At 71.6% G+C, this 24,365-nt stretch carries 22 protein-coding genes; 16 read left to right on the top strand and 6 right to left on the bottom strand.

The window, feature by feature from the left end:
- The first annotated feature begins 5 nt into the window (after positions 1 to 5).
- The 8 genes from mshD (at position 6) to pstB (ending at position 9,769) form a co-directional block, all read left to right on the top strand.
- Positions 6 to 1,022, top strand: coding sequence for a mycothiol synthase (gene mshD / locus SM793_RS19260; protein WP_320439448.1), 1,017 nt, complete (start codon positions 6 to 8; stop codon positions 1,020 to 1,022).
- A gap of 319 nt (positions 1,023 to 1,341) precedes the next feature.
- Positions 1,342 to 3,519, top strand: a complete 2,178-nt coding sequence (locus SM793_RS19255) for an RNA degradosome polyphosphate kinase (protein ID WP_320439441.1) — start codon at positions 1,342 to 1,344, stop codon at positions 3,517 to 3,519.
- A gap of 241 nt (positions 3,520 to 3,760) precedes the next feature.
- Positions 3,761 to 4,846, top strand: coding sequence for a CHAD domain-containing protein (locus SM793_RS19250; RefSeq protein WP_320439440.1), 1,086 nt, complete (start codon positions 3,761 to 3,763; stop codon positions 4,844 to 4,846).
- A 16-nt stretch (positions 4,847 to 4,862) separates the two neighbouring features.
- Positions 4,863 to 5,342: an NUDIX hydrolase gene (locus SM793_RS19245; RefSeq protein WP_413815993.1), complete on the top strand. Its 480-nt coding sequence runs from the start codon at positions 4,863 to 4,865 to the stop codon at positions 5,340 to 5,342.
- A gap of 243 nt (positions 5,343 to 5,585) precedes the next feature.
- On the top strand, positions 5,586 to 6,722 hold the full coding sequence (pstS, locus tag SM793_RS19240) for a phosphate ABC transporter substrate-binding protein PstS (protein ID WP_320439439.1): 1,137 nt from the start codon (positions 5,586 to 5,588) through the stop codon (positions 6,720 to 6,722).
- Positions 6,723 to 6,871: 149 nt separating this feature from the next.
- Positions 6,872 to 7,849: a phosphate ABC transporter permease subunit PstC gene (gene pstC / locus SM793_RS19235; protein WP_320439438.1), complete on the top strand. Its 978-nt coding sequence runs from the start codon at positions 6,872 to 6,874 to the stop codon at positions 7,847 to 7,849.
- Positions 7,846 to 8,922: a phosphate ABC transporter permease PstA gene (gene pstA, locus SM793_RS19230; RefSeq protein WP_320439437.1), complete on the top strand. Its 1,077-nt coding sequence runs from the start codon at positions 7,846 to 7,848 to the stop codon at positions 8,920 to 8,922. The genes pstC and pstA overlap by 4 nt, the downstream gene beginning before the upstream one ends.
- Positions 8,923 to 8,992: 70 nt before the next feature.
- Positions 8,993 to 9,769 carry a phosphate ABC transporter ATP-binding protein PstB gene (pstB, locus tag SM793_RS19225; protein ID WP_320439436.1) on the top strand — a complete coding sequence of 259 codons (777 nt, stop codon included), beginning with the start codon at positions 8,993 to 8,995 and terminating at the stop codon, positions 9,767 to 9,769.
- A 199-nt stretch (positions 9,770 to 9,968) separates the two neighbouring features.
- Here the strand turns inward: pstB and SM793_RS19220 are convergent, their stop codons facing one another.
- Complete coding sequence (locus SM793_RS19220; RefSeq protein WP_320439435.1) at positions 9,969 to 10,967, bottom strand: inorganic phosphate transporter; 999 nt, start codon at positions 10,965 to 10,967, stop codon at positions 9,969 to 9,971.
- A 5-nt stretch (positions 10,968 to 10,972) separates the two neighbouring features.
- Entirely contained in the window at positions 10,973 to 11,593 is a 621-nt protein-coding gene (locus tag SM793_RS19215) for a DUF47 domain-containing protein (protein WP_320439434.1), read from the bottom strand.
- Between the two features lie 464 nt (positions 11,594 to 12,057).
- Here SM793_RS19215 and SM793_RS19210 point away from each other — a divergent pair, with 464 nt between their 5' ends.
- Positions 12,058 to 12,450: a metal-sensitive transcriptional regulator gene (locus tag SM793_RS19210; protein WP_320439433.1), complete on the top strand. Its 393-nt coding sequence runs from the start codon at positions 12,058 to 12,060 to the stop codon at positions 12,448 to 12,450.
- A gap of 43 nt (positions 12,451 to 12,493) precedes the next feature.
- Here the strand turns inward: SM793_RS19210 and SM793_RS19205 are convergent, their stop codons facing one another.
- Together SM793_RS19205 and SM793_RS19200 are read right to left on the bottom strand one after the other, a co-directional pair.
- Entirely contained in the window at positions 12,494 to 12,700 is a 207-nt protein-coding gene (locus SM793_RS19205) for a hypothetical protein (RefSeq protein ID WP_320439432.1), read from the bottom strand.
- 172 nt (positions 12,701 to 12,872) lie between these two features.
- Entirely contained in the window at positions 12,873 to 13,784 is a 912-nt protein-coding gene (locus SM793_RS19200; RefSeq protein ID WP_320439431.1) for a hypothetical protein, read from the bottom strand.
- Positions 13,785 to 13,949: 165 nt separating this feature from the next.
- Between SM793_RS19200 and SM793_RS19195 the strand changes: the two genes are divergently transcribed.
- On the top strand, positions 13,950 to 14,141 hold the full coding sequence (locus SM793_RS19195; protein WP_320439430.1) for a hypothetical protein: 192 nt from the start codon (positions 13,950 to 13,952) through the stop codon (positions 14,139 to 14,141).
- Between the two features lie 15 nt (positions 14,142 to 14,156).
- Here SM793_RS19195 and SM793_RS19190 read toward each other — a convergent pair whose 3' ends face one another.
- Both SM793_RS19190 and SM793_RS19185 read right to left on the bottom strand, forming a co-directional pair.
- Positions 14,157 to 14,891 carry a phosphatase PAP2 family protein gene (locus SM793_RS19190; protein WP_320439429.1) on the bottom strand — a complete coding sequence of 245 codons (735 nt, stop codon included), beginning with the start codon at positions 14,889 to 14,891 and terminating at the stop codon, positions 14,157 to 14,159.
- A gap of 196 nt (positions 14,892 to 15,087) precedes the next feature.
- A complete protein-coding gene (locus tag SM793_RS19185; RefSeq protein ID WP_320439446.1) occupies positions 15,088 to 16,296 on the bottom strand; it encodes a bifunctional lytic transglycosylase/C40 family peptidase in 1,209 nt (402 codons plus the stop codon).
- Positions 16,297 to 16,544: 248 nt separating this feature from the next.
- Between SM793_RS19185 and SM793_RS19180 the strand changes: the two genes are divergently transcribed.
- The 6 genes from SM793_RS19180 to SM793_RS19155 all read left to right on the top strand — a co-directional run bounded on the left by SM793_RS19180 (position 16,545) and on the right by SM793_RS19155 (position 24,311).
- Positions 16,545 to 16,895 carry a hypothetical protein gene (locus tag SM793_RS19180; protein WP_266270277.1) on the top strand — a complete coding sequence of 117 codons (351 nt, stop codon included), beginning with the start codon at positions 16,545 to 16,547 and terminating at the stop codon, positions 16,893 to 16,895.
- Between the two features lie 278 nt (positions 16,896 to 17,173).
- Entirely contained in the window at positions 17,174 to 17,998 is an 825-nt protein-coding gene (locus SM793_RS19175) for a hypothetical protein (RefSeq protein WP_320439428.1), read from the top strand.
- Positions 17,988 to 19,289: a hypothetical protein gene (locus tag SM793_RS19170; protein ID WP_320439427.1), complete on the top strand. Its 1,302-nt coding sequence runs from the start codon at positions 17,988 to 17,990 to the stop codon at positions 19,287 to 19,289. The genes SM793_RS19175 and SM793_RS19170 overlap by 11 nt, the downstream gene beginning before the upstream one ends.
- A gap of 7 nt (positions 19,290 to 19,296) precedes the next feature.
- Positions 19,297 to 20,871: an SCO6880 family protein gene (locus SM793_RS19165; RefSeq protein WP_320439426.1), complete on the top strand. Its 1,575-nt coding sequence runs from the start codon at positions 19,297 to 19,299 to the stop codon at positions 20,869 to 20,871.
- A 38-nt stretch (positions 20,872 to 20,909) separates the two neighbouring features.
- Positions 20,910 to 22,259 carry an ATP-binding protein gene (locus SM793_RS19160; RefSeq protein ID WP_320439425.1) on the top strand — a complete coding sequence of 450 codons (1,350 nt, stop codon included), beginning with the start codon at positions 20,910 to 20,912 and terminating at the stop codon, positions 22,257 to 22,259.
- 258 nt (positions 22,260 to 22,517) lie between these two features.
- Positions 22,518 to 24,311, top strand: coding sequence for a bifunctional metallophosphatase/5'-nucleotidase (locus tag SM793_RS19155; RefSeq protein WP_320439424.1), 1,794 nt, complete (start codon positions 22,518 to 22,520; stop codon positions 24,309 to 24,311).
- Positions 24,312 to 24,365 lie beyond the last annotated feature (54 nt).

Raw genomic sequence — 24,365 nt, 5'->3', positions numbered from 1 at the left:
AGGGCATGGACGATGGAACGGCAACAACGGGCGACGCGACCACGATCCTCGCCTCCGACGTACTGCGGCCGGCGCAGCGGGACGCGGCCCTGCGGATCCTCGCGGAGGCCCAGGCCGTGGACGGCCGGGCGGCCGTGTCCGAGCAGGGGCGGCTCCGTCTGCGCTCCCCGGAGACGGCCCGGCCCGGAGTGACCCACTTCCTCGCGCTCGCCGGTCCGGACGGCGACGCGGCGGGCGTCGTCGGCTACGGCCAACTGGAGGTGCCCGAAAGCGGCGGGGCCGACCCGGCCGCCGAGCTCCTCGTCGCCCCGACCGACCGGGGCCGGGGCTTCGGCCGGCCGCTGGTGGATGCCGTGCTGGCCGAGGCCGGGAAGGCCGGCCGCGACCATGTCGACTTCTGGGTGCACGGCGGCCATCCGGCGGCCCGGCACCTGGCCGCCGCGTACGGCGCCGAGCTGGTCCGCGAACTGCGCCAGATGCGCCGGACCGGGCCGCAGACCGAGGAGGCCCCGCTCCCGGCCGGGATCGAGCTGCGGACCTTCCGCCCCGGCGAGGACGACGCCGAATGGCTCCGGCTGAACGCGCTCGCCTTCGCCCACCACCCGGAGCAGGGCGCCTGGACCGAGGCGGATCTCGCGGACCGGTTGGCCGAGCCCTGGTTCGACCCGGCCGGCTTCTTCCTCGCCACCCGGGACGGCAGGCCGGTCGGCTTCCACTGGACGAAGGTGCACCCGGCCACCGCGACCGAACCCGAGCTCGGCGAGGTGTACGTGGTCGGCGTCGATCCGGCGGAGCAGGGCAGCGGCCTGGGCCGGGCGCTGACCGCGGCCGGCCTGCGTCATCTGACGGGTCGCGCCGCCGGCGAGCGGGGGCTGGACACCGTACTGCTGTACGTCGACGCGGACAATCCGGCGGCGGTGCGGGTGTACGAACGGCTCGGGTTCACCGTGCACGAGATCGACCTGATGTACCGCGCCGGAGTCGGCTCCGTCGGGGCCGTTCCGCCGCCCGTTTCGCGGTGACGGAGAGTGATCTTCCGAGAGCGGCGCCCCGGCGTTGCCTAGCGGAGAGAGCGGTGCCGCGGCAACGGTTGTGCACCCGCTGCCGCGGCACCGACCGCCTCAGCTTTCCTCCTGGCCATGCGGTGTTTACCGTGGATTCAATTAATGCCGCGAAGATCACAGGATGAAGTCCGTAGTGTCTCGCTCGTGCAGCGTCGGCCCACACGTGGCCGGTGCTGTGGCAACCGCGCCGGGTGGGTGGGCGCTGGTGACGGGCGAGGGCGACGGCTCGGAGAGCATTTCGTGTCCGGACGCCGTCCTGCTGGAGGAGCTGGAGCCCATGAGCATCCCCCGCCCTGTCCCCGCCCCGCCCTCCCCACCCGCGCGGCTGTCCAGCGCGCTGGGGATACCGCCGGAGCCGACCGTCGCCGACGAGCAGGACGCCGAGGAACTGCCGCAGGGCCGGTTCCTGGACCGTGAGCGCAGCTGGCTCGCGTTCAACGAGCGGGTCCTGGAACTGGCGGAGGACCCGGGGATCCCGTTGCTGGAACGCACCAAGTTCCTGGCGATCTTCGCGAGCAACCTCGACGAGTTCTTCATGGTCCGGGTGGCCGGTCTCAAGCGCAGGATCGCCACCGGCGTGGCCCAGCGCAGTGCCTCGGGCCTCCAGCCGCGCGAGGTGCTGGACCTCATCTGGACCCGGTCGCGCGAGCTGATGGCCCGCCATGCGGCCGCGTTCCAGCAGGAGGTGCTGCCGGACCTCGCGGCCGAGGGCATAGAGGTGGTCCGCTGGTCGGGGCTGGCCGAGAAGGAGCAGGCGCGGCTGCACTCGCTGTTCCGGCAGAAGATCTTCCCGGTCCTCACGCCGCTGGCGGTGGACCCGGCGCACCCGTTCCCCTACATATCGGGGCTCTCCCTCAACCTGGCCGTCGTCGTGCGCAACCCGGTGTCCGGGCACAAGCACTTCGCCCGGGTGAAGGTGCCGCAGTCGCTCGCGCGCTTCCTGGAGGCCTCCCCGCAGCGGTACGTGCCGCTGGAGGACGTCATGGGGGCGCATCTGGAGGAGCTCTTCCCGGGGATGGAGGTGCTCGCCCACCACGCGTTCCGGGTCACCCGGAACGAGGACCTGGAGGTGGAGGAGGACGACACCGAGAACATCCTCAAGGCCCTGGAGAAGGAGCTGATGCGGCGGCGCTTCGGCCCGCCGGTGCGGCTGGAGGTCGAGGAGTCGATCGACCCCTACATCCTGGACCTGCTGGTGCGGGAGCTGAACATCACCGAGGCGGAGGTCTTCCCGCTGCCCGGCCCGCTCGACCTGACCGGGCTGTTCGGCATCGCCGGGCTGGACCGGCCGGAGCTGACCTACCCGAAGTTCGTGGCGGGCACCGCGCGCGGCCTGAGCGACGTCGAGTCGGCCTCGCAGCCGGACATCTTCGCCGCGATGCGCGAGCGGGACGTGCTGCTGCACCACCCGTTCGACAGCTTCTCCACCTCGGTGCAGGCCTTCCTGGAGCAGGCCGCCGGCGATCCGGACGTGCTGGCGATCAAGCAGACGCTGTACCGGACCTCCGGGGACTCGCCGATCGTCGACGCGCTGATCGACGCGGCGGAGTCCGGCAAGCAGGTGCTGGTCCTGGTCGAGATCAAGGCGCGCTTCGACGAGCAGGCCAACATCAAGTGGGCCCGCAAGCTGGAGGAGTCCGGCTGCCATGTGGTCTACGGCCTGGTCGGGCTGAAGACGCACTGCAAGCTGTCGCTGGTGGTCCGGCAGGAGGGTGACACCCTGCGCCGCTACTCGCACGTCGGCACCGGCAACTACCACCCGAAGACCGCCCGGCTCTACGAGGACCTGGGTCTGCTGACCTCGGACCCGCAGGTCGGCGCGGACCTCTCGGACCTCTTCAACCGGCTCTCGGGCTACTCGCGCCGCGAGTCCTACCGCAGGCTGCTGACCGCGCCGCGCGGGCTGCGGGACGGGCTGGTGGGGCGGATCCACAACGAGATCGCCAACCACCGGGCCGGCCGTCCGGCGCACGTGAAGCTCAAGGTCAACTCGATCGTCGACGAGGCGGTGATCGACGCGCTGTACCGGGCCTCGCAGGCCGGGGTGCCGGTGGACGTGTGGGTGCGCGGCATCTGCGCGATCCGGCCGGGCGTGCCGGGGCTGAGCGAGAACGTCCGGGTACGCAGCATCCTGGGGCGCTTCCTGGAGCACTCGCGGGTCTTCGTGTTCGGCAACAACGGCGATCCGGAGGTGTGGATCGGCAGCGCCGACATGATGCACCGCAACCTGGACCGCCGGATCGAGGCGCTGCTGCGGATCACCGACCCGGTGCACCGGGCCGAGCTGTCCGGGCTGCTCGACCTCGGGATGTCGGACGAGACGGAGTCCTGGCACCTCGGGGCGGACGGGTCCTGGACCCGGCATGCCCAGGACGCCGACGGCAAGCAGTTGCGGCACGTCCAGGACCTCCTCATCGACTCGCGTCAGCGCCGTCGGGCCGTCGCGGCCCGATGAGTGCCGGTCGCCGCCACGACCCCGCTGACGCCGGATGTGACGACGTGAGCCGCGACACCGCGCGGCGGGCCCGTACCGGACCGAACGGTGCGGGCCATGCCGCCGGGGGACACGACGGCACGAGATTCGACGACGCGACCGCGCGACCCACCGACGCGAGCCGCTGAGCGGCAGGGACCCGCTGAGCGGTCGGCCACCAGCCCCGGGGACGGCCCCGGGGGAAACGGGGATCTACCTAGCCATGACCGAAGCGCCGATGACGGCCCAGGCGGCCTCCACCGCGACCGCCGGGGACATCCTCTCCAGCCATCTGACCGGCCTGGCGGGCGCGTTCCTGCGCGCCCTGCCGCTGGCGGTGGGCGAGGTCGGTGCGAGACCGGGTGCGGCGGCGGTCCCGGCCGCGGGCACGGGGGACCTGCTGCGGGCGGTGCGGCGGATCGGCGGGCTGCTGCACACCTTCGGGGGGTCCTTCGAACCGGGCTGGGTACAGGAGTCGCGTGTCGAGCTGTCCTGGCTGCTGGACCTGCTGGCGCTGGAGCCGGGTCTGGTGCGGCGGGCGGCCCGGCTGCTGGGCGCCCTGGACGGGCTGAGCGGCAGCGAGGCGGAGGGGCCCGGCATGCTGGCCGGTCACGCGGGGGCGCCGAAGGCGCGGGCGCTGCTGGACCGGCAGCTCACCCTGGCGCGGACCAGGGCGCACTCGACGGTGCTGCAGGAGCTGCGGTCGGCGCGGCTGCACGCCCTGGCGGACCGGATGACGCTGCTGGTGGCGGACGCGCCGCTGGCGAAGCCGGCGGAGGGCCGGGCCGGGGCGGTGCTGCTGCCGCAGGCGGCGGCGGCGTTCGGGGCGCTGGCGGCGAGCACCCAGCTGCTGCCGTTGCAGCGGGCGGCGACGCCGTACGGCGGGGACGGGCTGCGTCGGCTGGGGACGGTGCCCAGCGCCCGGGGGGCCCTGGACGCGGACGCGGCGCTGGCCGCGGACGACGCGCCGTGGCACCGGACCCGGGTGCTGGTGAAGCGGGCCCGGTACGCGCTGGAGGTGTGCGGGCGGCCGTCGGTGGTGCTGGACGACCTGGACCGGGTGCTGCTGCGGCACCAGGAGGCGTCGGAGGCGGCGGTGACGGCGGCGGCCGCCGCGCGCACGCCGCGGATCACCCCGGCGACGGCGTACGTGCTGGGCGTGGTGCACGCCGATCAGCGGCTGGAGGTGGAGGCGGCGCGGTACGCCTTCGGTCGGCGCTGGCCGGAGCTGCCGCCGGGGGCGGAGGCGTGGCTGGAGCTGCCGCCGGCCGAGAGCTGGGGGTCGGCACCGGAACCGCGGACGGCCTGAGGTGGGCGGGCACCCGGTGCCGGCGGACCGGTGGCGGATCGGCCGCGGGCCGGTGGTGCTGGCGGCGGGGGCGGTGCTCTGGCTGCCGGGGCGTCCGAAGCGGAGCGGGCGGCTGGGCCGGCCGCGGCTGGCGGTGATCCACCGGCCGAAGTACGACGACTGGAGCCTGCCGAAGGGGAAGCTGGACCACGGCGAGAGCGTGGTCGAGGCGGCGCTGCGCGAGGTGCGGGAGGAGACCGGGTTCTCCTGTGTGCTGGGGGCGGAGCTGCCGACCCAGCACTATCTGGCGCAGGGTCGGCCGAAGGAGGTCCGCTACTGGGCGGCGGTGCCGACGGAAGGGGCGTTCCGGCCGAACCGGGAAGTGGACCTGCTGGACTGGCTGCCGGCCGGGAAGGCGCGGGCGCGGCTGACCCATGAGCGGGACCGGCGGCTGGTGGACGCGCTGCTGGCGTTGCTGGGTGCGAGGCCGGTGCGGGTGCGGGACCGGGAGTCGTGAAGGAAGAGTGGAAGTGATCTTCCCGCGCTCTTGCCGTGACGCAACCGTTACTACCTGACGTAGTTTCCTGTCATCCGTCCGAGGTTCACTCTGCGTTCACTTCCGACCGGCTGACGCGTCACCTGCTCGGCTTACTTTCGGTAGCACCGGCGGGCCGAAGGGGCCCCGGACCTCAGCAAAACCCGTGCTGTGTCGTGCTTGCCACGACCCGCGCGTCGGGCAATGCCACAGAAAGGGACACCTGTGAAGCTCCAGCGGAACGGCCGCTCCAAGGCCCTCGCGATCGGTGCCATGGCGCTCGTCAGCTCGCTGTCGCTCGCGGCCTGCGGCTCGGACGATAACAACACCACCGCGTCCACCGGCTCCAACGGCTCCTCGGCCGCTGCCCCGGCGATCGACTGCGGCCCGAAGCAGGCCCCCCTGGTGGCCGCCGGCTCCACCGCCCAGGGCAACGCGATCGACATCCTGAAGAACAACTTCGGCGCGGCCTGCAAGGACACCACCATCAACTACGGTGGCGGCGGCTCGGGTGCCGGTGTCCAGCAGTTCAACCAGGGCAAGATCCAGTTCGCCGGCTCGGACTCGGCGCTCAAGCCGGCCGAGGTCGACGCCAGCAAGGCCGTCTGCACCGGTGGCCAGGGCATCAACCTGCCGGTCGTCGCGGGCCTGATCTCGATCGTCTACAACGTCGAGGGCGTCGACAACCTCGTCCTGGACGGCCCGGCGATCGCGAAGATCTTCGACTCGCAGATCACCAAGTGGAACGACCCGATCATCGTCGCCCTGAACCCGGGTGCCAAGCTGCCGGACGCCGACATCCAGGCGTTCCACCGCACCGACGACTCGGGCACCACCGAGAACCTGACCAAGTACTTCGCCAAGACCTCGGGCGGCGCCTGGTCCTACCCGGCCAGCAAGGCCTGGGCGGGCAAGGGCGGCCAGGGCGCCAGCGGCTCGGCCGGCGTCTCGGCCCAGGTGAAGCAGGTCAAGAACTCGGTCAGCTACGCCGAGCTGTCGTTCGCCCAGACCAACAACCTGAAGAGCGCCGCCATCAACACCGGTGCCGCCAAGCCGGTCGAGGCCACCGCCGTCAACGCCGCCAACACCTTCGCCAAGGCGAAGATCGCCGGCACCGGCAGCGACCTGGCGCTGACCCTCGACTACGCGACCAAGGACGAGGGCTCCTACCCGCTGGTCCTGGTCACCTACGAGATCGTCTGCGACAAGGGCAACAAGGCCGACACGCTGGACGCCCTCAAGGCCTTCCTGGCCTACTCCATCGGCGACGCGGGCCAGAAGGCGATCGGCGACGCGGGCTACGTGCCGCTGCCGAAGGAGCTGACCGGCAAGGTCACCGACGTGGTCAAGACCCTCGCCTGATCCCGTAGCACCCTCCGCTGGGGCGGCCCCGTGTACGAGGGGGGCCGGGGCCGTCCCCAGCGGAACGTACCGATGAACGCACCACGTCCGGGGCACCGCCGCCATGGTGCCGCCCCCTCGGGGCCGCACCACCAGACCGGAGTAGACCAATGACTTCAAACACCCCTGCCGCCCCGCCCGGCGGGGAGCGCCGCCGGCGCGACAGCCGGGTCGGCGACAAGATCTTCATGAACCTGTCCCGCGGGTCGGGCATCCTGCTGCTGGTGGTCATGGCCGCCATCGCGGGCTTCCTGACCTGGCGCTCGGCCATCGCCCTGGGCAAGAACGAGGGCAACTTCTTCACCACCTTCGAGTGGACGCCGGACGCCCCGAAGCCGGTCTTCGGTATCGCCGTCCTGGTGTTCGGCACCGTCGTCAGCGCGACGATCGCGATGGCGATCGCCGTGCCGGTGGCGATCGGGATCGCGCTGTTCATCTCCCACTACGCGCCGCGCCGGATCGCCCAGCCGTTCGCCTACCTGGTGGACCTGCTGGCGGCCGTGCCCAGCATCATCTACGGCCTGTGGGGCGCGCTCTTCCTGGTGCCGCACCTGGAGGGCCTGACCAGCTGGATGGACGACTACCTCGGCTGGACGTACATCTTCGACCAGTCCAGGGCGACCACCCCGCGCAACCTGTTCACCGTCGGCATCCTGCTGGCGATCATGGTCCTCCCGATCATCACCGCGGTCAGCCGTGAGATCTTCCGGCAGGTGCCGCGGATGCACGAGGAGGCCGCGCTCGCGCTCGGCGCGACCCGCTGGGAGATGATCCGCACCGCGGTGCTGCCGTTCGGCCGCCCGGGCATCATCTCGGCCTCGATGCTCGGCCTCGGCCGCGCGCTCGGCGAGACCATCGCGGTCGCCATCGTGCTCTCCTCCAGCAGTGTCCTCTCGCTGCACGTGCTCGACCCGGGCGGCGGCACCTTCGCGCAGAACATCGCGCTGAAGTTCAGCGAGGCCCAGCCCTTCGGCCGGGACGCGCTGATGGCCTCCGGTCTCGTCCTGTTCGTCATCACCTTGCTGGTGAACGGTGCCGCGCGGCTGATCGTCGCCCGCCGCAAGGAGTACTCGGGGGCCAACTCATGAGCACCGCTACGACGTCGGTCCCGGCGGACGCCCGCCCGCTGGGCCGGCCGCTGACCGCCAACCGGCTGCCCAAGTGGACCTCGCCCGCCGTGGCGATCGGCTCCATCGTCCTCGGCAGCGGCATCGGCGCGGTCGGCGGCCTGGAGAGCAAGCTCCAGTGGGGCCTGATCTCCGCGATCCTCTTCGTGGTCATCAGCTACGTGCTCTCGGCGCAGGTCGAGGGCCGCCGCCAGGCCAAGGACCGGCTCGCCACCTCGGTGGTCTGGGTCGCCTTCGTCCTGGCCGTGATCCCGCTGCTCGCCCTGACCATCTACACCGTCCAGCAGGGCGCCAAGGTGGTGGACGGGAACTTCCTGTCCCACTCCATGCGGGGCGTGCGGGCGGCCGGCCCCGGCGGTGGTATCTACCACGCGCTGATCGGCACCCTGCAGCAGGTCTTCCTGGCCAGCCTGATGGCCGCGCCCGTCGGCCTGCTGACCGCCGTCTACCTGGTCGAGTACGGCCGGGGCAAGCTGGCCAAGGCGGTCACCTTCTTCGTCGACGTCATGACGGGTGTCCCGTCGATCGTCGCCGGTCTGTTCGTCCTGTCCGTCTGGAACCTCGCCCTCGGCTTCAACTACTCCGGCTTCTCGGGCAGCCTCGCGCTGGCCATCCTGATGCTGCCGGTCGTGGTCCGTTCCACCGAGGAGATGCTCAAGCTCGTCCCGAACGAGCTGCGCGAGGCGTCGTACGCACTCGGCGTGCCGAAGTGGAAGACGATTCTCCGGGTCGTCATCCCCACCGCCATCGGCGGCATCACCACCGGTGTGATGCTCGCGGTCGCCCGGATCACGGGTGAGACCGCACCGGTGATGCTGCTGGTCTTCGGCGCGGACTACATCAACAACAACCCGTTCGACGGGCCGCAGCAGTCGCTGCCGATGTACATCTGGCTGCAGTACTCGCAGGTGAACAACCAGTACGGCTACGCCCGTGCCTGGGGAGCCGCGCTCGTGCTGATCGCCTTCGTGATGGGGCTCAACCTCATCGCCCGGGGCATCGCCCGCTGGCGTTCGCCCAAGGCCGGGCACTGAGCGACCGACTGACGTACGACACTGCATCTATCAGCGGCCCCCGGCCGCGGGCGAAAGAAGACGAACGACCATGGCCAAGCGCATCGACGTCAGCGGACTGTCCGCCTACTACGGCTCCACCAAGGCCATCGAGGACATCTCGATGGCGATCGAACCCCGCTCGGTGACGGCCTTCATCGGCCCCTCCGGCTGCGGTAAGTCCACCTTCCTGCGGACCCTCAACCGGATGCACGAGGTGATCCCGGGCGCCCGCGTCGAGGGCAAGGTGCTCCTGGACGACGAGAACCTGTACGGCGCCAGCGTCGACCCGGTCGCCGTCCGCCGCTCGGTCGGCATGGTCTTCCAGCGCCCGAACCCGTTCCCGACCATGTCGATCTACGACAACGTGATCGCCGGCCTCAAGCTCGCGGGTGTGCGCAAGAAGTCCGTGCTGGACGGTGTGGTGGAGAAGTCCCTCCAGGGCGCCAACCTCTGGAACGAGGTCAAGGACCGGCTGAACAAGCCGGGTGCCGGCCTCTCGGGCGGTCAGCAGCAGCGCCTCTGCATCGCCCGCGCCATCGCGGTCGAGCCGCAGGTCCTGCTGATGGACGAGCCCTGCTCGGCCCTCGACCCGATCTCGACCCTCGCCATCGAGGACCTGATCGGCGAGCTGAAGTCCCAGTTCACCATCGTCATCGTGACGCACAACATGCAGCAGGCGGCCCGCGTCAGCGACCGCACCGCCTTCTTCAACCTGTCCGGTGTCGGCCAGCCGGGCAAGCTGATCGAGCTCGACGACACCCAGCGGATCTTCTCCAACCCGTCCGTGCAGGCGACCGAGGACTACATCTCCGGCCGCTTCGGCTAAACCGCCGGACCGCGCGGGCAGCGCGCCACAAGCTGCTTCGCGGTGCTGCATGGCGGTGCCGCCGCGAAGTATGAGAAGGGCCCGCCCCCCGAGTTCGGGGGGCGGGCCCTGTCGCTGTTGCGTCCGTGTCTGTGTCCGTGTCCGTGCTGTCTCCGCTTCCGCGGCCCTGCCGGCGTCCGGGTCCGGACGGGCGGTCCGGTCAGCCCCAGAACAGGTGGACGAACCAGTACACCAGCGCCGCGACCAGGCCGGCCGCCGGCATGGTGATGAACCAGCCGAGCACGATGTTCTTGGCGACGCCCCAGCGCACCGCGCGGAGGCGCCTGGTGGCACCCGCGCCCATGATCGCCGAGGTGATCACGTGAGTGGTGGAGATCGGCGCCTTGAAGACGAACGAGGTGATGTACATGACGGTCGAGGCGGTGGCCTCGGCGGCGAAGCCCTGCGGCGGGTCGAGCTCGATGATCTTCCGGCCCAGGGTCCGCATGATCCGCCAGCCGCCGGCGTAGGTGCCGAGCGAGAGCATGGCCGCGCAGGAGATCTTCACCCAGACCGGGATCGGGTCGCTCTGGTCCTGGTGGCCCGAGATCACGAGGGCCAGCACCACGATGCCCATGGTCTTCTGCGCGTCCTGCAGACCGTGCGCGAGCGCCATCGCGGCGGCCGAGGCGGTCTGCGCGACCCGGAAGTTGCGCTTGGCCCGGTGCGGGTTGGCCCGGCGGAAGAGCCAGAGGATCGCCAGCATCACCAGGAAGCCGCCGACAAGGCCGACCACCGGCGAGACGATCATCGGGATGATGATCTTGTCGACGACGCCGCTCCAGATCACCTCGGTGCCGCCCGCCAGGGCCGCACCGACCATGCCGCCGAACAGCGCGTGCGAGGAGGAGGAGGGCAGGCCGAAGTACCAGGTGACGAGGTTCCAGGCGATCGCGCCGACCAGCGCGGCGAACAGGATCGCCATCCCCTGGTTGCCGGTCGGGGTCTCGATGATGCCCTGGGAGACGGTGTGCGCCACCCCACTGCCCAGGAAGGCGCCGGCCAGGTTCATCACCGCGGCCATCGCCAGCGCCGCCCTGGGCGTCAGCGCCCGGGTGGAGACCGAGGTCGCGATCGCGTTGGCCGAGTCGTGGAAGCCGTTGGTGTAGGTGAAGAAGAACGCAACGCCGACGACGGCGATGAGTGCTGCCATGTCCACGGGGGTCAGGACTCCTTGACCGCGATGGTCTCCACCGTGTTGGCGACGTGCTCGAAGGCGTCCGCGGCCTGTTCGAGGACGTCCACGACCTGCTTGAGCTTGAGCACCTCGATCGCCTCGTACTGACCGGAGAAGAGGTGGGCGAGCAGCTTGCGGTGGATCTGGTCGGCCTGGTTCTCCAGGCGGTTGATCTCGATCCAGTACTCGGTCAGGTTGGACATGCTCCGCAGGTTCGGCATCGCCTCGGCGGTCAGCTCGGCGGCGCGGGCCAGGACCTCGATCTGCTGCTCGATGCCCTTCGGCAGGGTCTGGATGTCATAGAGGACGACCAGGTCGACGGCCTCCTCCATGAAGTCCATGATGTCGTCCAGCGACGAGGCGAGGTTGTAGATGTCCTCGCGGTCGAAGGGCGTGATGAAGGACGAGTTCAGCTGGTGGAAGATCGCATGGGTGGTGTCGTCTCCGGCGTGCTCGGCGGCGCGCATGCGCTCGACGATCTCCGCGCGGGCCGACACGTCTGATCCCAGCAGTTCCAGCAGGAGCTTCGAGCCCACGACCAGGTTCTCCGCGGCGGCGGCGAACATGTCGTAGAAACTCGTCTCCTTCGGGGTCAGGCTAAAACGCACGGAAATCTCCGATGTGCGGGGTAGGGGACTGAACGATGCTAGGTGCAACCGCGCGTGGGCGCGCAAACGGGGTGGCCGAAAAGGAGCCGGAACCTCCCCTTCCGTTCGGCTGCCGCAGTGGTGGGTCCGCTGCACCACAGGTACGGGCGTGAGCCCCCAGTCTGACGGAACCTCGCCCGGATTGCCCCTGCCGTGCGGGCGGAACGGCGGGGTGTTCCCCGGACGGGGGAACCCGGGGCCGGGAGGGACCTGACGCGGCCGCTCCTGGCCCGCTCCCGCACCCGGCCCGCACCCGGCCCGCACCTGGCTTCTCGGCGGCCCCTCGGCGGCCCCTCGGCGGCCCCTCGTCGGCCCCTCGTCGGTCCGCTCCGGGCCGACGGCGTCGGAGGAACACCACGACAGGCCCGGGTGTTGGACACTGGAGGCCGACGCAGCCACCCAGGCACCCAGACGAAGGCGGGCCGATGACCACCACGCAAGCGCGTACCGGGCCGGAGCAGTCGCCCGGGGCGGAACCGCACGGCGAGCACGCGGTCTCCCCGGACGCCGCCGGCACCGCCCACACCGGTCACGGGCCGCACGGCTACAGCGCCCAGAAGGACGCGCACCTCAAGCGGCTGCGCCGGATCGAGGGCCAGATCCGCGGCCTCCAGCGGATGGTCGACGAGGACGTCTACTGCATCGACGTGCTCACCCAGGTCTCGGCCGGCACCAAGGCCCTGCAGTCCTTCGCGCTCTCCCTGCTCGAGGAGCACCTGCGGCACTGCGTCGCGGCCGCCGCCGAGGAGGGCGGGACGGAGCTGGACGCCAAGGTCGCCGAGGCCACCGCGGCGATCGCCCGGCTGCTGCGCAGCTGAGCCCGCCGCCGCCGGCCCGGCGCCGACCCGGGTGCCGCGGGGCCTACGGGTCCCGCGGGTCCGGCAGCTCGCGCGCCGCTCCGGCGGCCGGGCCGCCATCGGGCCGGTCGAGCAGCACCTCGTCGATCCGCTCGGTCGGCAGCCGGTCGCCGCTGCTGGCCGTGGCGGCGATCATCAGCTCACCGGCCAGCTCGATCTCGTCGAGGGCCGCGTCGTCGTGGCCGCCGCTGCGGTCGCCCGTGGACGCCATCACCTGCACCACCCCTTCAGCGCCTCACCAGCCCGGGCGGCAGCCACCCGACGTCCAGCCTAGGCACTTCGGAGCCCGTCCACATGGCACGGACGGGCCATCTCGGCGCCGCCGAAACGGGTGGGCTCCGGGACTCCCGGGCCCACCCGGACCGGCGGCCTCCCCCGCCGAGCTACTTCGGGTCCTCACCGGGTTTCATGGTGAAGATGTCCGAGGCGGCGGGCTCGGCGGCCTCCACCGGCCTGCCGAAGTCCGTCAGCGTGGTGGTCGAGACCACCTTCACCTGGTCCTTCGCCTCCTTGGAGCCGGCCACCCCGGCGAAGGTGAAGACCTCGACCACCTTGTGCAGCCTGCCCTGCTCGTCCAGCCAGGCGTCGTAGGGGATGTCCTTCACGGTGAAGGTCTGCGCCCCCATCCGCAGGCCGTCCCCGCCCCGGCCGCCGGTGGCGTCGGCCGCCTTGGCGAGGTCCAGGGTGCCGCGGAAGTGCTTCAGGGACACCCCGTCGACCGTCTCGGTGCCCACCGGCTCGGCCTTCTGCGCCCCGCGCAGCGCGCCCGCGGCGGAGGCCGGGTCGGTGGCCCCGCCGCTGACCAGGTTGCCGTCCGGCAGCTGGCGGACGTCCAGCTTGACCCACTTGCCCTCCGGCACCTTGGCGCCGCTGTTCTGGAGGTAGACGGTGCCGGGCAGGAGCACCTCGACGATCTTGCCGGTGGTCGCGGCACCGGGCGGCACCTGCACCTCCAGCCGGCCGATCCGTTTCACGTAGTCGTAGCCGCCGGCGCCGGTGAAGACGGCCTTCTTGTCGGCGGACTCGGTCACCAACTCGGTGGCGGCGTGCGCCGAACCGGCCCGGCCGGTGATGTCCGCGGTGCCGCGGACCGCCGCCAGCGGGTCGGTGGAGAGCTGGTCCGGGGTGCTGCTCGCCCGCTGGTCGGCCGAGGCGCCCCCGGTGCTGTCCGGCGAGCAGCCGGTCAGTCCGGCCGCGCCGGTCAGGACGGCGGCGAGCAGCACGGCCCCCGCCGACGGCCGCGGCCGCCGCTCGGCCCGGCCGACCGTCCGGCCGGTGCGCTGCTGGTCGGTCATCTTCATCCTCGCGAAACCCCCTCGGGCCCGACTGCCCCGCCGGCCACCACCAGGGGGCGGGCAGAGCTCTTTCCGGGCAAACGAGTTGGGGTGGGAGGGGTTACGCGGAACCCGGCGCGTTCCGGGCGTCGCGCGCCGGGGGTCCGGCGCGTTAACGTGAACCACGTGCACAGTGAGCTGCCGGACGTTCCCGGCACGATCCGGATGCCCGAGCACCGTGTCGCGATCAGCGAACGCGGTTCCTTCTGCTTCGCGACCTGCAGCTGCGGCTGGTTCTCCCCGGCCCGGCGCTCGCGCGACCTCGCCCGCCGTGAGGCCGACGACCACCTGACCGGCGGTGACGGCGCCCCGGGGTAGGGCGTGCCGCTCGGATCAGGCGGCCAGGTCGGACTCGGGCCGCGGTTCCTCGGTACGGACCGCGCCGCGCGTCCCGCCGCCGCGCCGCCCCCGTCCGCCGCGCCCGGGGCCGCCGCCGCCGAGCTCGCCGCGCCGTCCGGCGCGGATCAGCGGGGCGAGCGGGGTGCGGGTCAGGGCGTGGCAGAGCGGGACGAGCACGGCCATCGCGATCGGTGCCAGCAGCAGCACCACGGCGACGGCCAGCGCGAAGCCGCCGATCACGTCGGTGGGGTAGTGGACGCCCATGTACATCCGGCAGAAGCCCTGCAGCAGGGCCAGGCCGCCGGCGATCCAGCCCAGCCGGCGGTTCACCAGGAAGAGGGCGACCGCGATGCCCATCGACATCGTGGAGTGGTCGCTGACGAAGGAGTAGGTGCCGGCCTTGCCCTCGACCAGCACCTCCAGGTCGGGGTGGTCCACGAAGGGCCGGGGGCGGTCCACGATCGCCGCGATCGGCAGGTTGGCGAGTTCGGCGATGGCGACCGACAGCGGGGCCCAGAGCAGCCCGGCGACCGCCACCGGGGCGTCCGGACGCCGCCGGGCCTGCAGCCAGCCCACCAGGCCCAGCAGCGCGAGGCCGATCAGGATGCCGTACTCGCCGATCCAGGAGACCAGGTGGTCCAGCCGGGCCGGGGCGTGTTTGGCCAGGTCGTTGACGGCGTGGAGCAGGCCGAGGTCGGGGTTGGTCGTGTCGGCAAGCGGCGTCGACACGCCGCACCTCCTTCTGGTCCGCTGCACCTGGATCGTTCCGGCCGTGGCCCGTCCGCCGTCGCCCGGGTCGGGGCGGCTGACGGAAGGCCAACGGACACAACGTCATAACCGACGGACAGCGTTCCACGGAAACGCGCAGTTATGGAAACTTGACTCAGCGTCCACGTCGCGCGCACACCGGCCGGGCGGGCGGCGATCAGTTCTTTGCGGGGGTTTGACCGGAGCCGGCCGGCCCGGTGGCGGCGACCGCGGTGGGCCGGGCGGCCGGGGCCGCCTGCGCCACCTGGGCCGCCGGGGCCGAAGGGGCGGGGCCGGCGGGCGTGGTCGGCCCCGGAGTGCCGGGCGCCGCGGTCGGGGCGGGGGCCGGGTCGCCGGGGCGGCTCGGGGCGATCACCACGCCGTCGGCGTTGCGGGCCGGCAGGGCCTGGGCGGCGTCCGAGGTCACCCGGGTGGCGCCGATGTACTCCTTGGTGTCGATCTTGTCGTAGCGGATCACCGCACCGGTGTGCGGGGCGTTGATCATGTACCCGCCGCCGACGTAGATGCCCACGTGGTGGATGGAGCGCGGGTCGGTCAGATCGGTCGCCCAGAACACCAGGTCGCCCGGACGCAGCTGGTCACGGGACGGGTGCGGGCCCGCGTACCACTGGTCGTTGGCGACCCGGGGCAGGACGATGCCCACGCTCTCGAACGCCGCCCGGGTGAGCCCGGAGCAGTCGAACCGCCCGTTCTGCGAGGCCAGTCCGTCACCGCCCCACAGGTACGGGGTGCCGAGCTTGCCCTGGGCGAAGTAGATCGCCCCGGCGGACTGGGCGGAGACCGCCACCGGCGCGACCGGGGCGGCGAAGCTGCGGGCCGTGGCCAGGATGTTCCGCACGTACCCCTGGGTCTCCCGGTACGGCGGCACACCCTGGTACTTCGTCACCGCGCCGGGCCCGGCGTTGTAGGAGGCCAGCATGTTCGACTGGCGGTCACCCGGGACCTTGGCGACGAAGGCGGCGAGCGCGCAGTCGAAGGTGGCCGCCGAGGCGATCGCGTCCAGCGGCTCCCAGGGGTCCTTCCGGCCGTCGTTGTTGCCGTCCGTGCCGTATGTCGCCCAGGTGCCGGGCATGAACTGCGCCAATCCCTCGGCCCCGACCCCGGAACGGGCCCGTGGGTCGAAACCGCTTTCCTGGTACAACTGCGCCGCGAGCAAAGGGGGCGAGAGGTCGGGGCAGAGCCGGCCCCACTGTTCGATCGGCCCTTGGAACGCGGCCGGAACGGTTCCCGGGGAGAGCCCGGCGGCATTGCCCTGGCTCTGCGGAGTCCCGCTCGCCGCATACGTTCCGAACGTCACCAGCCCGATGAAGCCGACCAGGACAACTCCTGCGGCAGCGGCGGCCGTAGCGCCCTTCCGGAGTACCATCAGCACCATCCCGACGAATCGTCAGTCGAAGTGTCCCGGAAGGCGTTGCTCACCGCAATCATCAGAGATACAAAGAGTGAGCGCTATCCTTCGTACGGTGGACATCCTCGCGTACGTGTCCGATGACTCACGACCAATCCGCGAGAAGCAGCCAAGTCGACATCAGATCTGGCCAAGAATAGGTACCGACCCTTCGCGCGGGCGGGGTCTGGGCCCTTGAATTTGCCTGATCGGGCGGTGAGATGGAAATGAACCAGAGCAGCGTGCACAGCATCGCGATCGGCCACCTGGCCGAGGACCCTCCAAAGAAGCCGAATATCGACACCATCATCGGCGGGATCGCCCCGGACTGGGGTCCGTTCGCGAGTCTCGGCTCGGAGGCCCGGGTGATGATCGAGGTCGTCATGGCCGTGGCGATCCTGGGCTGCCTCGGTCTCGCCGTCTGGGGTGCGGCCAAGCAGCGGATCGGCGCCACCGCGATGCGTGACAGTTTCGGTGCCGAACAGGGCAAGGGGCTGATCATCGCCGGCCTGACCGGCGTGTTCATCATTGGATCACTTGGCACTCTGTTCACCATTGTCTACGGCATGGCGATCTGACGATCGGGCAGCGCGGGCCGGGCAGGCGGAGCGGACAGCCGAAGCGGAGCCGACGGCGCCCATGGGGCGGACCGTTGTGACGCGCCGGCGGACGGCGCGGCATCGTTGCCGGTCGGCCTGTCCGATCGTCTGACCGTCCGACTGCAGGACCGTCCGACCGGGAATCCGTGCATGCCCGGCGCCACGCCGGGAATCCATCCACCACCCCTTCCCTCCCGCCCGCCCACGGTCGGAGGGGCCCCGGAGCCGCCCCGGCTCCCCGCACCAGGAGGGCCGCCGTGCCGTTGTCCGACGACCAGCCGCACACCCGTACGCGGCTGCCGGTCGGCGAACAGCCCTCGTCGCAGCCGAGCGCCCGTCAGGCGCGTCCGCTGCGCACCCTGCTGACGGTCCTGGTGGTCGTCACCCTGCTCGTCCTGGCGATCTCCATCGCCAACCGGGGCAAGCCCGACCCCGGCACCGCCGCCGCCGGCCGCTCCGCCGACCGGGCCGCCGCGGCCACCGCCACCTCCGGCGCGGGCCCCGCGCCCAGCGGGGACCAGCCGGTGACCGCCACCGCCAACGGCATCGCCGCCGGTTTCCCGCACACCGACCAGGGCGCCCAGTCCGCCGCCGCCAACTACGCCGTGGCCATCGGCTCCGCCGACATGTTCCGCACCGACAGCCGCCACACCATCGTCACCACCATCGCCGACCCGGCGGCGGCTCAGGCCCTCCAGTCCCGGCTGGACGAAGGGTTCTCGCCGGAGACGGCCGCCAGGTTCGGGGTGGACGCACAGGGACGCGCCCCGAAGGGGATGACCTTCGTCAGCCGGACGGTCCCGGTGGGGACCAAGAGCAGCGGGTACACCTCCGAGAACGCGAAGGTCGAGGTCTGGTGCACGGGTCTGTTCGGGGTCGCCGGCGAGCGTTCCGTCCGCCCCGTCTCGGAGGAGTGGTTCACCCTCACCCTCAGCCTGCGGTGGGTGGGCGAGGACTGGAAACTCACCGACTACAGCCGGGCATCGGGCCCGGCACCTGTCCCGCCCGACCAGCAGGCCGCGACCGCTGAGGAGATCACAGGTGCCGTCGAGCAGTTCGGAGGCTTCCGCTATGCGCGCTGACGGTGGCCTGGCGTCGATGCCGCGCGCTCTGGCAAGGCTCTCGGGCGGGGCCTTCCTGGGTCTGTCGACGGTCGTCCTGACGGCGCAGCAGGCGCTCGCGGAACCCTCGCCCGGCGCAACCCCGACTCCCACGCCTAGCGGCCCCGCCTCGAACTGCCCCGGAATCCCCCTGCCCGGCAACGACGTCTACTGCGCCCCCGGTGGCGGCGGCGCGTCGCTGCCCGGGGGTGGGACGGTCGGGGCGGTGACGGATCCGTTGGGGGCGTTGGCGAAGGGGTGTGCGCAGGCGGCGGTGTGGGTGGTGCGGAAGCTGTCGGGGGCGATCGACGGGACGACGGAGGTGGACTTCACCAACGCGTCGTTCCTGCAGCAGTACGCGGTGGTGTTCGCCGCCTCGACGGTCGTCACGCTGGTGCTGTGGCTGCTCGCGGTGACCAAGCGGGCGGTGCGCGGGGCGCCGCTGACGACGGCGATCTCGGAGGCGATCGGGTTCCTCTGGCTTACGGTGGTGGCGTCGGCGTTCACGCCGCTGATCCTGTACACGGTGGTGAGCGCGACCGACGGGCTGACCAAGGCGATCGCGGTGGGGACGAAGTCGGACACCGGGACGTACCTGGGCGGGTTCGCGGACACCCTGGAGAAGGGTGACATCGGCGGCGGGCCGTTGATCCTGATCATCACCTCGCTGGTGGCCGTGCTGGCCGCGGCGGTGCTCTGGATCGAGCTGCTGATCCGGGCGGCGATGCTCTACGTGGGCGCGCTGCTGGGGACGGCGGTGTACGCGGGGCTGGTGGACAAGCAGCTGTGGAAGCACGTGCGCCGCTGGGCGGGGGTGATGCTGGCGGTGGACCTGGCGAAGCCGATCATCGTGATCATCCTCGGGCTGGCCGGTGCGGTGTCGGCCGGGGCGGGAGCGAGCGACGACTTCGCCCGGGTGCTGTCGGGACTGGCGATCCTCTTCCTGTCGATCTTCGCGAGCGCCTCCGTCTACCGCTTCGTGCCCGGCTTCGGCGACGAGATCATGAGCATGCGCCACGCCCGGGCGAGCGCGGTGTCCGCCGGGTCGGCGATGATCAACGGGACCGCGAACTTCATGCGGCAGGGCATCAGCACGCACGGCGACCGCGGCCCGCAGGCGGGCGGCGGGGGCGGGGCGGGTGCCGGCGGTGGTTCGGTCGCCCCGGGCATCGCCGCCCACGCGTCCCGGGCGCCCTCGCCGCCGCCGCAGGCCGGGCCGCCGGCCCAGGCCTCGGGTCCGATCCGCGACAGCAATCCAGCGAAGGGAGGGTGACGGGTAAGTGAGCAGCGAACCGCTCGGCCAGTACGGGGCCCAGTACGCCCAGCCGTACGTGCACCAGCGCCGCACCTACCTGATCGGCAAGGCCCGCCCGAACGCGCCGATCGGCCGGAACCGGGAGTCCGGCGAGATCGTGCTGATCATCTTCGGCGCGTTCCTCGGCATGCTCTGGGGTCTGCTGATGCCGGTCCTGCCGTTGCGCATCGCCGGTCTGGTGGGTCTGCCGGTGCTCGCGATCGCGGCCGTGTACGTGCCGTACCGGCGCCGGACGTTCTACAAGTGGGTGGAGATCAACCGCACCTACCGGCGGACGGTCCGCAGCGGGCGGGCGGTGTGGAAGTCGGACGTGGTCGACGCCGGGACGCGGCTGGACGGCCGCGAGGTCGAGATCGGCCCGCCGCCCGGGGTGGGGCGGCTGCGCTGGCTGTCGGCGCCGTTCGGGCCGGACGAGGTCGGGGTGCTGATGCACCTGGAGCGGCGCACGGTGACGGCGGCGATCGAGATCGAGGGCCCGGGTGTCGGGCTGCGCGACTCGGAGGACCAGGAGGCGCTGGTCGACCGGTTCGGGACGCTGTTGAAGCACGTCGCGAACGGGGACGGCTTCGTGACCCGGCTGCAGATCCTGGCCCGGACGCTGCCGGCCGATCCGGACGCGCACGCCAAGGACGTGGAGCGGCGCGGCGACCCGGGCGCGCCGGCCTGGCTGATGGACTCGTACGACCAGTTGCAGTCGATGGTGTCGACCTCGTCGGAGCAGCACCGGGCGTACCTGGTGGCGTGCATGCACTACACCCGGGACCTCGCCGCCGAGGCGCACGCGATGGGGCGGACGGCCACCGGCCGGCGGGCCCGGGACGACGAGGGCCTCGCCTCGGTGATGGCCCGCGAGCTGACCGACATCTGCGCCCGGCTGGCGGAGGCGGACATCCGGGTGCGGCAGCCGCTGGGCCAGGCCCGGCTCTCCTCGCTGCTGCACTCGATGTACGACCCGGACCACCCGATCGACCACATCCAGGCGATGTCGCGGCGCAATGCCTGGCCGGCCGAGCTGGACGCCACGCACCCGCAGTTCCTCCAGGCGAAGACCCGGGAGTCGGCGACCCGGGAGCCTTGGTGCCACGCCACCGCGTGGATCAAGGAGTGGCCGCTGACCCCGGTCGGCGTCAACTTCCTGGCGCCGCTGCTGGTGCACACCCCGGACGTGATCCGGACGGTGGCGGTGACGATGGACCTGGAACCGACCGATGTCGCCATCGAGCGGATGCTCACCGAGAAGACCAACGACGAGGCGGAGGCCAGCCGCGCCGCCAAGATGAACCGCACGGTCGACCCGCGCGACCTGGCCCACACCGGCCGGGTGGACCAGCGGGGCGACGACCTGGCGTCCGGCGCGGCCGGCGTCAACCTGGTCGGGTACATCACGGTCTCCTCGCGCAGTCCGGAAGCGCTGGCCCGGGACAAGCGGACGATCCGGGCCTCGGCTGGCAAGAGCTATTTGAAGCTGGAGTGGTGCGACCGCGAGCACCACCGCGCGTTCGTCAACACCCTGCCGTTCGCCACCGGTATCCGCCGCTGAGCGGATCCCGGCCGAGCGACTGATCTGGAGGCCCCCGTATGGCGATCGGCAACCTCACCGACGCGTTCACCAGCCTGGCGTTCGGCAAGGTGGAGACCACCCGGCTGCCGGTGCGCACCTCGACCGGACAGGCGCAGGCGGTGTACCTGCCGACCGCCGCGCCCGGGCTGGGCGACTCCGGGGTGATCATCGGGCGCGAGGTGTACAGCGGCAAGGGTTATGTGTACGACCCGTTCCAGCTGTACGGCCAGCAGCTGCCCGCCCCGCACTGGCTGGTGCTGGGGGAGTCCGGCAACGGCAAGTCGGCGCTGGAGAAGACCTATGTGCTGCGCCAGCTGCGGTTCCGGGACCGGCAGGTGGTGGTCCTGGACGCGCAGGGCGAGGACGGGGTCGGCGAGTGGAACCTGATCGCGAACGCGCTGGGCATAAAGTCGGTCCGGCTGGATCCGATGGCGGCCAGGGACGGCGGGGTGAAGCTCAACCCGCTGGACCCGGCGATCACCCAGACCGGGCAGCTGTCGCTGCTGCGGACCATCGTCGAGGTGGCGATGGGGCGCGGTCTGGAGGAGCGGGCCGGGTTCGCGTTGAAGGCCGCGCACGGGCACGTGGTGGCGACGGTCCGGGACCGCCAGCCGGTGCTGGACGACATCATCGACACCCTGCGCAACCCCGACCTGTCCTCGGTGGAGTCGCTGGGGGTGGGCGTGGGCGAGGTGCAGTCCTGGGGCCTGGACGTGGCGCTGGTGCTGGACCGGCTGGTCGACGGTGACCTGCGGGGCATGTTCGACGGGTCGACCACCGACGGCATCGACCTGGACGCGCCGCTGATCGTCTTCGACCTGTCGCACATCGACCGCAACTCGATCGCGATGCCGATCCTGATGGCGATCGTCGGCGTCTGGCTGGAGCACACCTGGATCAGGCCGGACCGCAAGAAGCGGATCTTCCTGGTCGAGGAGGCGTGGCACATCATCAACAGCCCCTTCGTGGCGCAGCTGTTCCAGCGGCTGCTGAAGTTCGGCCGCCGGCTCGGCCTGTCCTTCGTCGCCGTGGTGCACCACCTGTCGGACGTGGTCGACGGGGCGGCGGCCAAGGAGGCCTCGGCGATCCTCAAGATGGCCTCCACCCGGACGATCTACATGCAGAAGGCCGAGGAGGCGCGGGCCACCGGGCGGGTGCTCGGGCTGCCCCGCTGGGCGGTGGAGATCATCCCCACACTTTCACCGGGCATCGCGGTCTGGGACGTCAACGGCAACGTCCAGGTGGTGAAGCACATCATCACCGACGCGGAGCGCCCACTGGTCTACACCGACCGGGCGATGACCGAGGACGCGGTGGCCGAACGGGTGCGCGCCGACCATCAGTTGGCGGCCGAGCCGGGGATCTGAGACCGGATCCGGCGGGCCCGGGGCCGTGGTCCCGGGCCCCGGGCCCGCGCCGTGGGGCACCGGTGCGGGGGCGGTACGGGGGGCGGCGCGGCGGCCGGAGTCCGTCGATGATTCGTCAGCAGGTAACCCTGTCGTTACGTCCGGGGGCCTGACAGCTACGCGCGTTGACCCTAGGCTGCACTCGCGCAACGACACTCGTCTCGCGCGCCCGGGCCTGTCCGCAGCTGGGCGCTCCCACAGGTGCAGGGGATCCCCTACATGCTCTCCGTCAGAACCCGACGGTCCGCGTTGGCCGTCGTCGCCGCCGCCGGTCTCGTCGGCACGGTGGCCATGCCGTCCGCGGCCCAGGCCGCGACCGCCAAGAAGCCCAAGACCGTCAACCTCCAGCTGCTGGCCATCAACGACCTGCACGGCAACCTGGAGCCCCCGGCCGGTTCCTCCGGCACCGTCCGGGAGCTCGACCCGGCCACCGGCCAGCCGGTCAGCACCCCGGCCGGCGGCATCGAGTACCTGGCCACCGCGCTGCGCCAGGCCCGGATCCCCGCGGACGACTCGATCACCGTCGCCGCCGGCGACCTGGTCGGCGCCTCGCCGCTGACCTCCGCGCTGTTCCACGACGAGCCCACCATCGAGGCGCTGGACAAGCTCGGCCTGGATGTCACCTCGGTCGGCAACCACGAGTTCGACGAGGGCTCCGCCGAGCTGCTCCGCCTCCAGGACGGCGGCTGCCACCCGACCGACGGCTGCTACGAGGAGGGGCGCACGTTCAAGGGCGCCAACTTCAACTACCTCTCGGCCAACGTCACCAACGAGAAGACCGGCAAGCCGCTGCTGGCCCCGTACTGGGTGACCAAGTCGCAGGGCGTGAAGGTCGGCTTCATCGGCGTCACCCTGGAGGGCACGCCGAACATCGTCACCGCCGAGGGTGTCAAGGGCCTCAAGTTCGCCAACGAGGTCAGCACGATCAACAGGTACGCCGCCGAGTTGAAGGCCAAGGGCGTCAACTCGATCGTCGCGCTGATCCACGAGGGCGGCCTGCCCGCCAGCAGCACCTACAACTACGACTGCGGCGCGGCCGGCGAGGGCATCTCCGGCCCGATCGTCGACATCGCCAAGCGGATCGACCCGGCGGTCGGCGCCATCGTCACCGGCCACACCCACAACGCGTACGCCTGCACCATCCCCGACCCGCAGGGCGTGCCGCGTTCGGTGACCAGCGCCGCCTCCTTCGGCCGGCTGTACACCGAGATCGACCTGAAGCTCGACAAGGGCACCGGCGCGATCGTCCGGCCGTCGGTCAAGGCCGAGAACCACATCGTGCGCCGGACCGTCGAGAAGGCTCCGGACATGACGGAGCTGATCTCGCACTACTCCAAGCTCGCCGCCCCGATCGCCAACCGTCCGCTGGGCTACATCGCCTCGGACATCAACGGCCGTGGCAACAGCGACCCGGAGAAGCCGCTCGGCGACGTCATCGCCGACGCCCAGCAGGCCGGTCTCGCGGCGGCCGACAAGGGCGGCGCGCAGGTCGCCTTCATGAACCCCGGCGGCATCCGCTCCGACCTGGTCTACAAGCAGAGCGGCGCCGAGGGCGACGGTGTGGTGACCTACGGCGAGGCGTTCACCGTCCAGCCGTTCACCAACATGATGCAGGTCAAGACGCTGACCGGGGCCCAGCTGATCCAGCTGCTGCAGCAGCAGGTGAGCGGTTCCAACGACGCCTCGCCGAAGATCCTGCAGCCGTCCAAGGGCCTCGCCTACACCCTGGACATGCGCAACAAGGGCGCCGACCGGGTCGTCGTCGACTCGATCCGCCTGGGTGGCGCGCCGATCGACCCGGCCGCCAAGTACCGGGTCGCGGCCAATGAGTTCCTGGCCGGCGGCGGCGACGGCTTCCCGGCCTTCGCGGCCGGCACCGACAAGCTCGTCGGCGCCTCCGACCTGGACGTCTTCGCCTCGTACCTCGGTGCCAACAGCTCGGCCGCCGCGCCGCTGAAGGCGCCGGCGCAGGACCGCATCAAGGTCATCGGCCCGGGCAGCACCATCGACTGAGTCGAGGGTCGCCGGCCGTGAGCCGACCGGGGCGGGGCGCTGTCGGGGCGTCCC

The sequence above is a fragment of the Kitasatospora purpeofusca genome, assembly GCF_034043715.1.
In the GTDB taxonomy this organism is placed as follows: domain Bacteria; phylum Actinomycetota; class Actinomycetes; order Streptomycetales; family Streptomycetaceae; genus Kitasatospora; species Kitasatospora purpeofusca_A.
The sequence above is the reverse complement of the archived record's forward strand: the minus strand, read 5'-3'. Positions and strand labels throughout refer to the sequence as shown.

What these genes read in the sequence shown, in the direction of transcription:
- mshD (WP_320439448.1), top strand. Translation starts at nt 6, where the DNA reads ATGGACGATGGAACGGCAACAACGGGCGACGCGACCACGATCCTCGCC.
- SM793_RS19255 (WP_320439441.1), top strand. Translation starts at nt 1,342, where the DNA reads ATGAGCATCCCCCGCCCTGTCCCCGCCCCGCCCTCCCCACCCGCGCGG.
- SM793_RS19250 (WP_320439440.1), top strand. Translation starts at nt 3,761, where the DNA reads ATGACCGAAGCGCCGATGACGGCCCAGGCGGCCTCCACCGCGACCGCC.
- pstC (WP_320439438.1), top strand. Translation starts at nt 6,872, where the DNA reads ATGACTTCAAACACCCCTGCCGCCCCGCCCGGCGGGGAGCGCCGCCGG.
- pstA (WP_320439437.1), top strand. Translation starts at nt 7,846, where the DNA reads ATGAGCACCGCTACGACGTCGGTCCCGGCGGACGCCCGCCCGCTGGGC.
- pstB (WP_320439436.1), top strand. Translation starts at nt 8,993, where the DNA reads ATGGCCAAGCGCATCGACGTCAGCGGACTGTCCGCCTACTACGGCTCC.
- SM793_RS19210 (WP_320439433.1), top strand. Translation starts at nt 12,058, where the DNA reads ATGACCACCACGCAAGCGCGTACCGGGCCGGAGCAGTCGCCCGGGGCG.
- SM793_RS19205 (WP_320439432.1), bottom strand. Translation starts at nt 12,700, where the DNA reads ATGGCGTCCACGGGCGACCGCAGCGGCGGCCACGACGACGCGGCCCTC.
- SM793_RS19200 (WP_320439431.1), bottom strand. Translation starts at nt 13,784, where the DNA reads ATGACCGACCAGCAGCGCACCGGCCGGACGGTCGGCCGGGCCGAGCGG.
- SM793_RS19185 (WP_320439446.1), bottom strand. Translation starts at nt 16,296, where the DNA reads ATGGTACTCCGGAAGGGCGCTACGGCCGCCGCTGCCGCAGGAGTTGTC.
- SM793_RS19180 (WP_266270277.1), top strand. Translation starts at nt 16,545, where the DNA reads ATGAACCAGAGCAGCGTGCACAGCATCGCGATCGGCCACCTGGCCGAG.
- SM793_RS19170 (WP_320439427.1), top strand. Translation starts at nt 17,988, where the DNA reads ATGCGCGCTGACGGTGGCCTGGCGTCGATGCCGCGCGCTCTGGCAAGG.
- SM793_RS19160 (WP_320439425.1), top strand. Translation starts at nt 20,910, where the DNA reads ATGGCGATCGGCAACCTCACCGACGCGTTCACCAGCCTGGCGTTCGGC.
- SM793_RS19155 (WP_320439424.1), top strand. Translation starts at nt 22,518, where the DNA reads ATGCTCTCCGTCAGAACCCGACGGTCCGCGTTGGCCGTCGTCGCCGCC.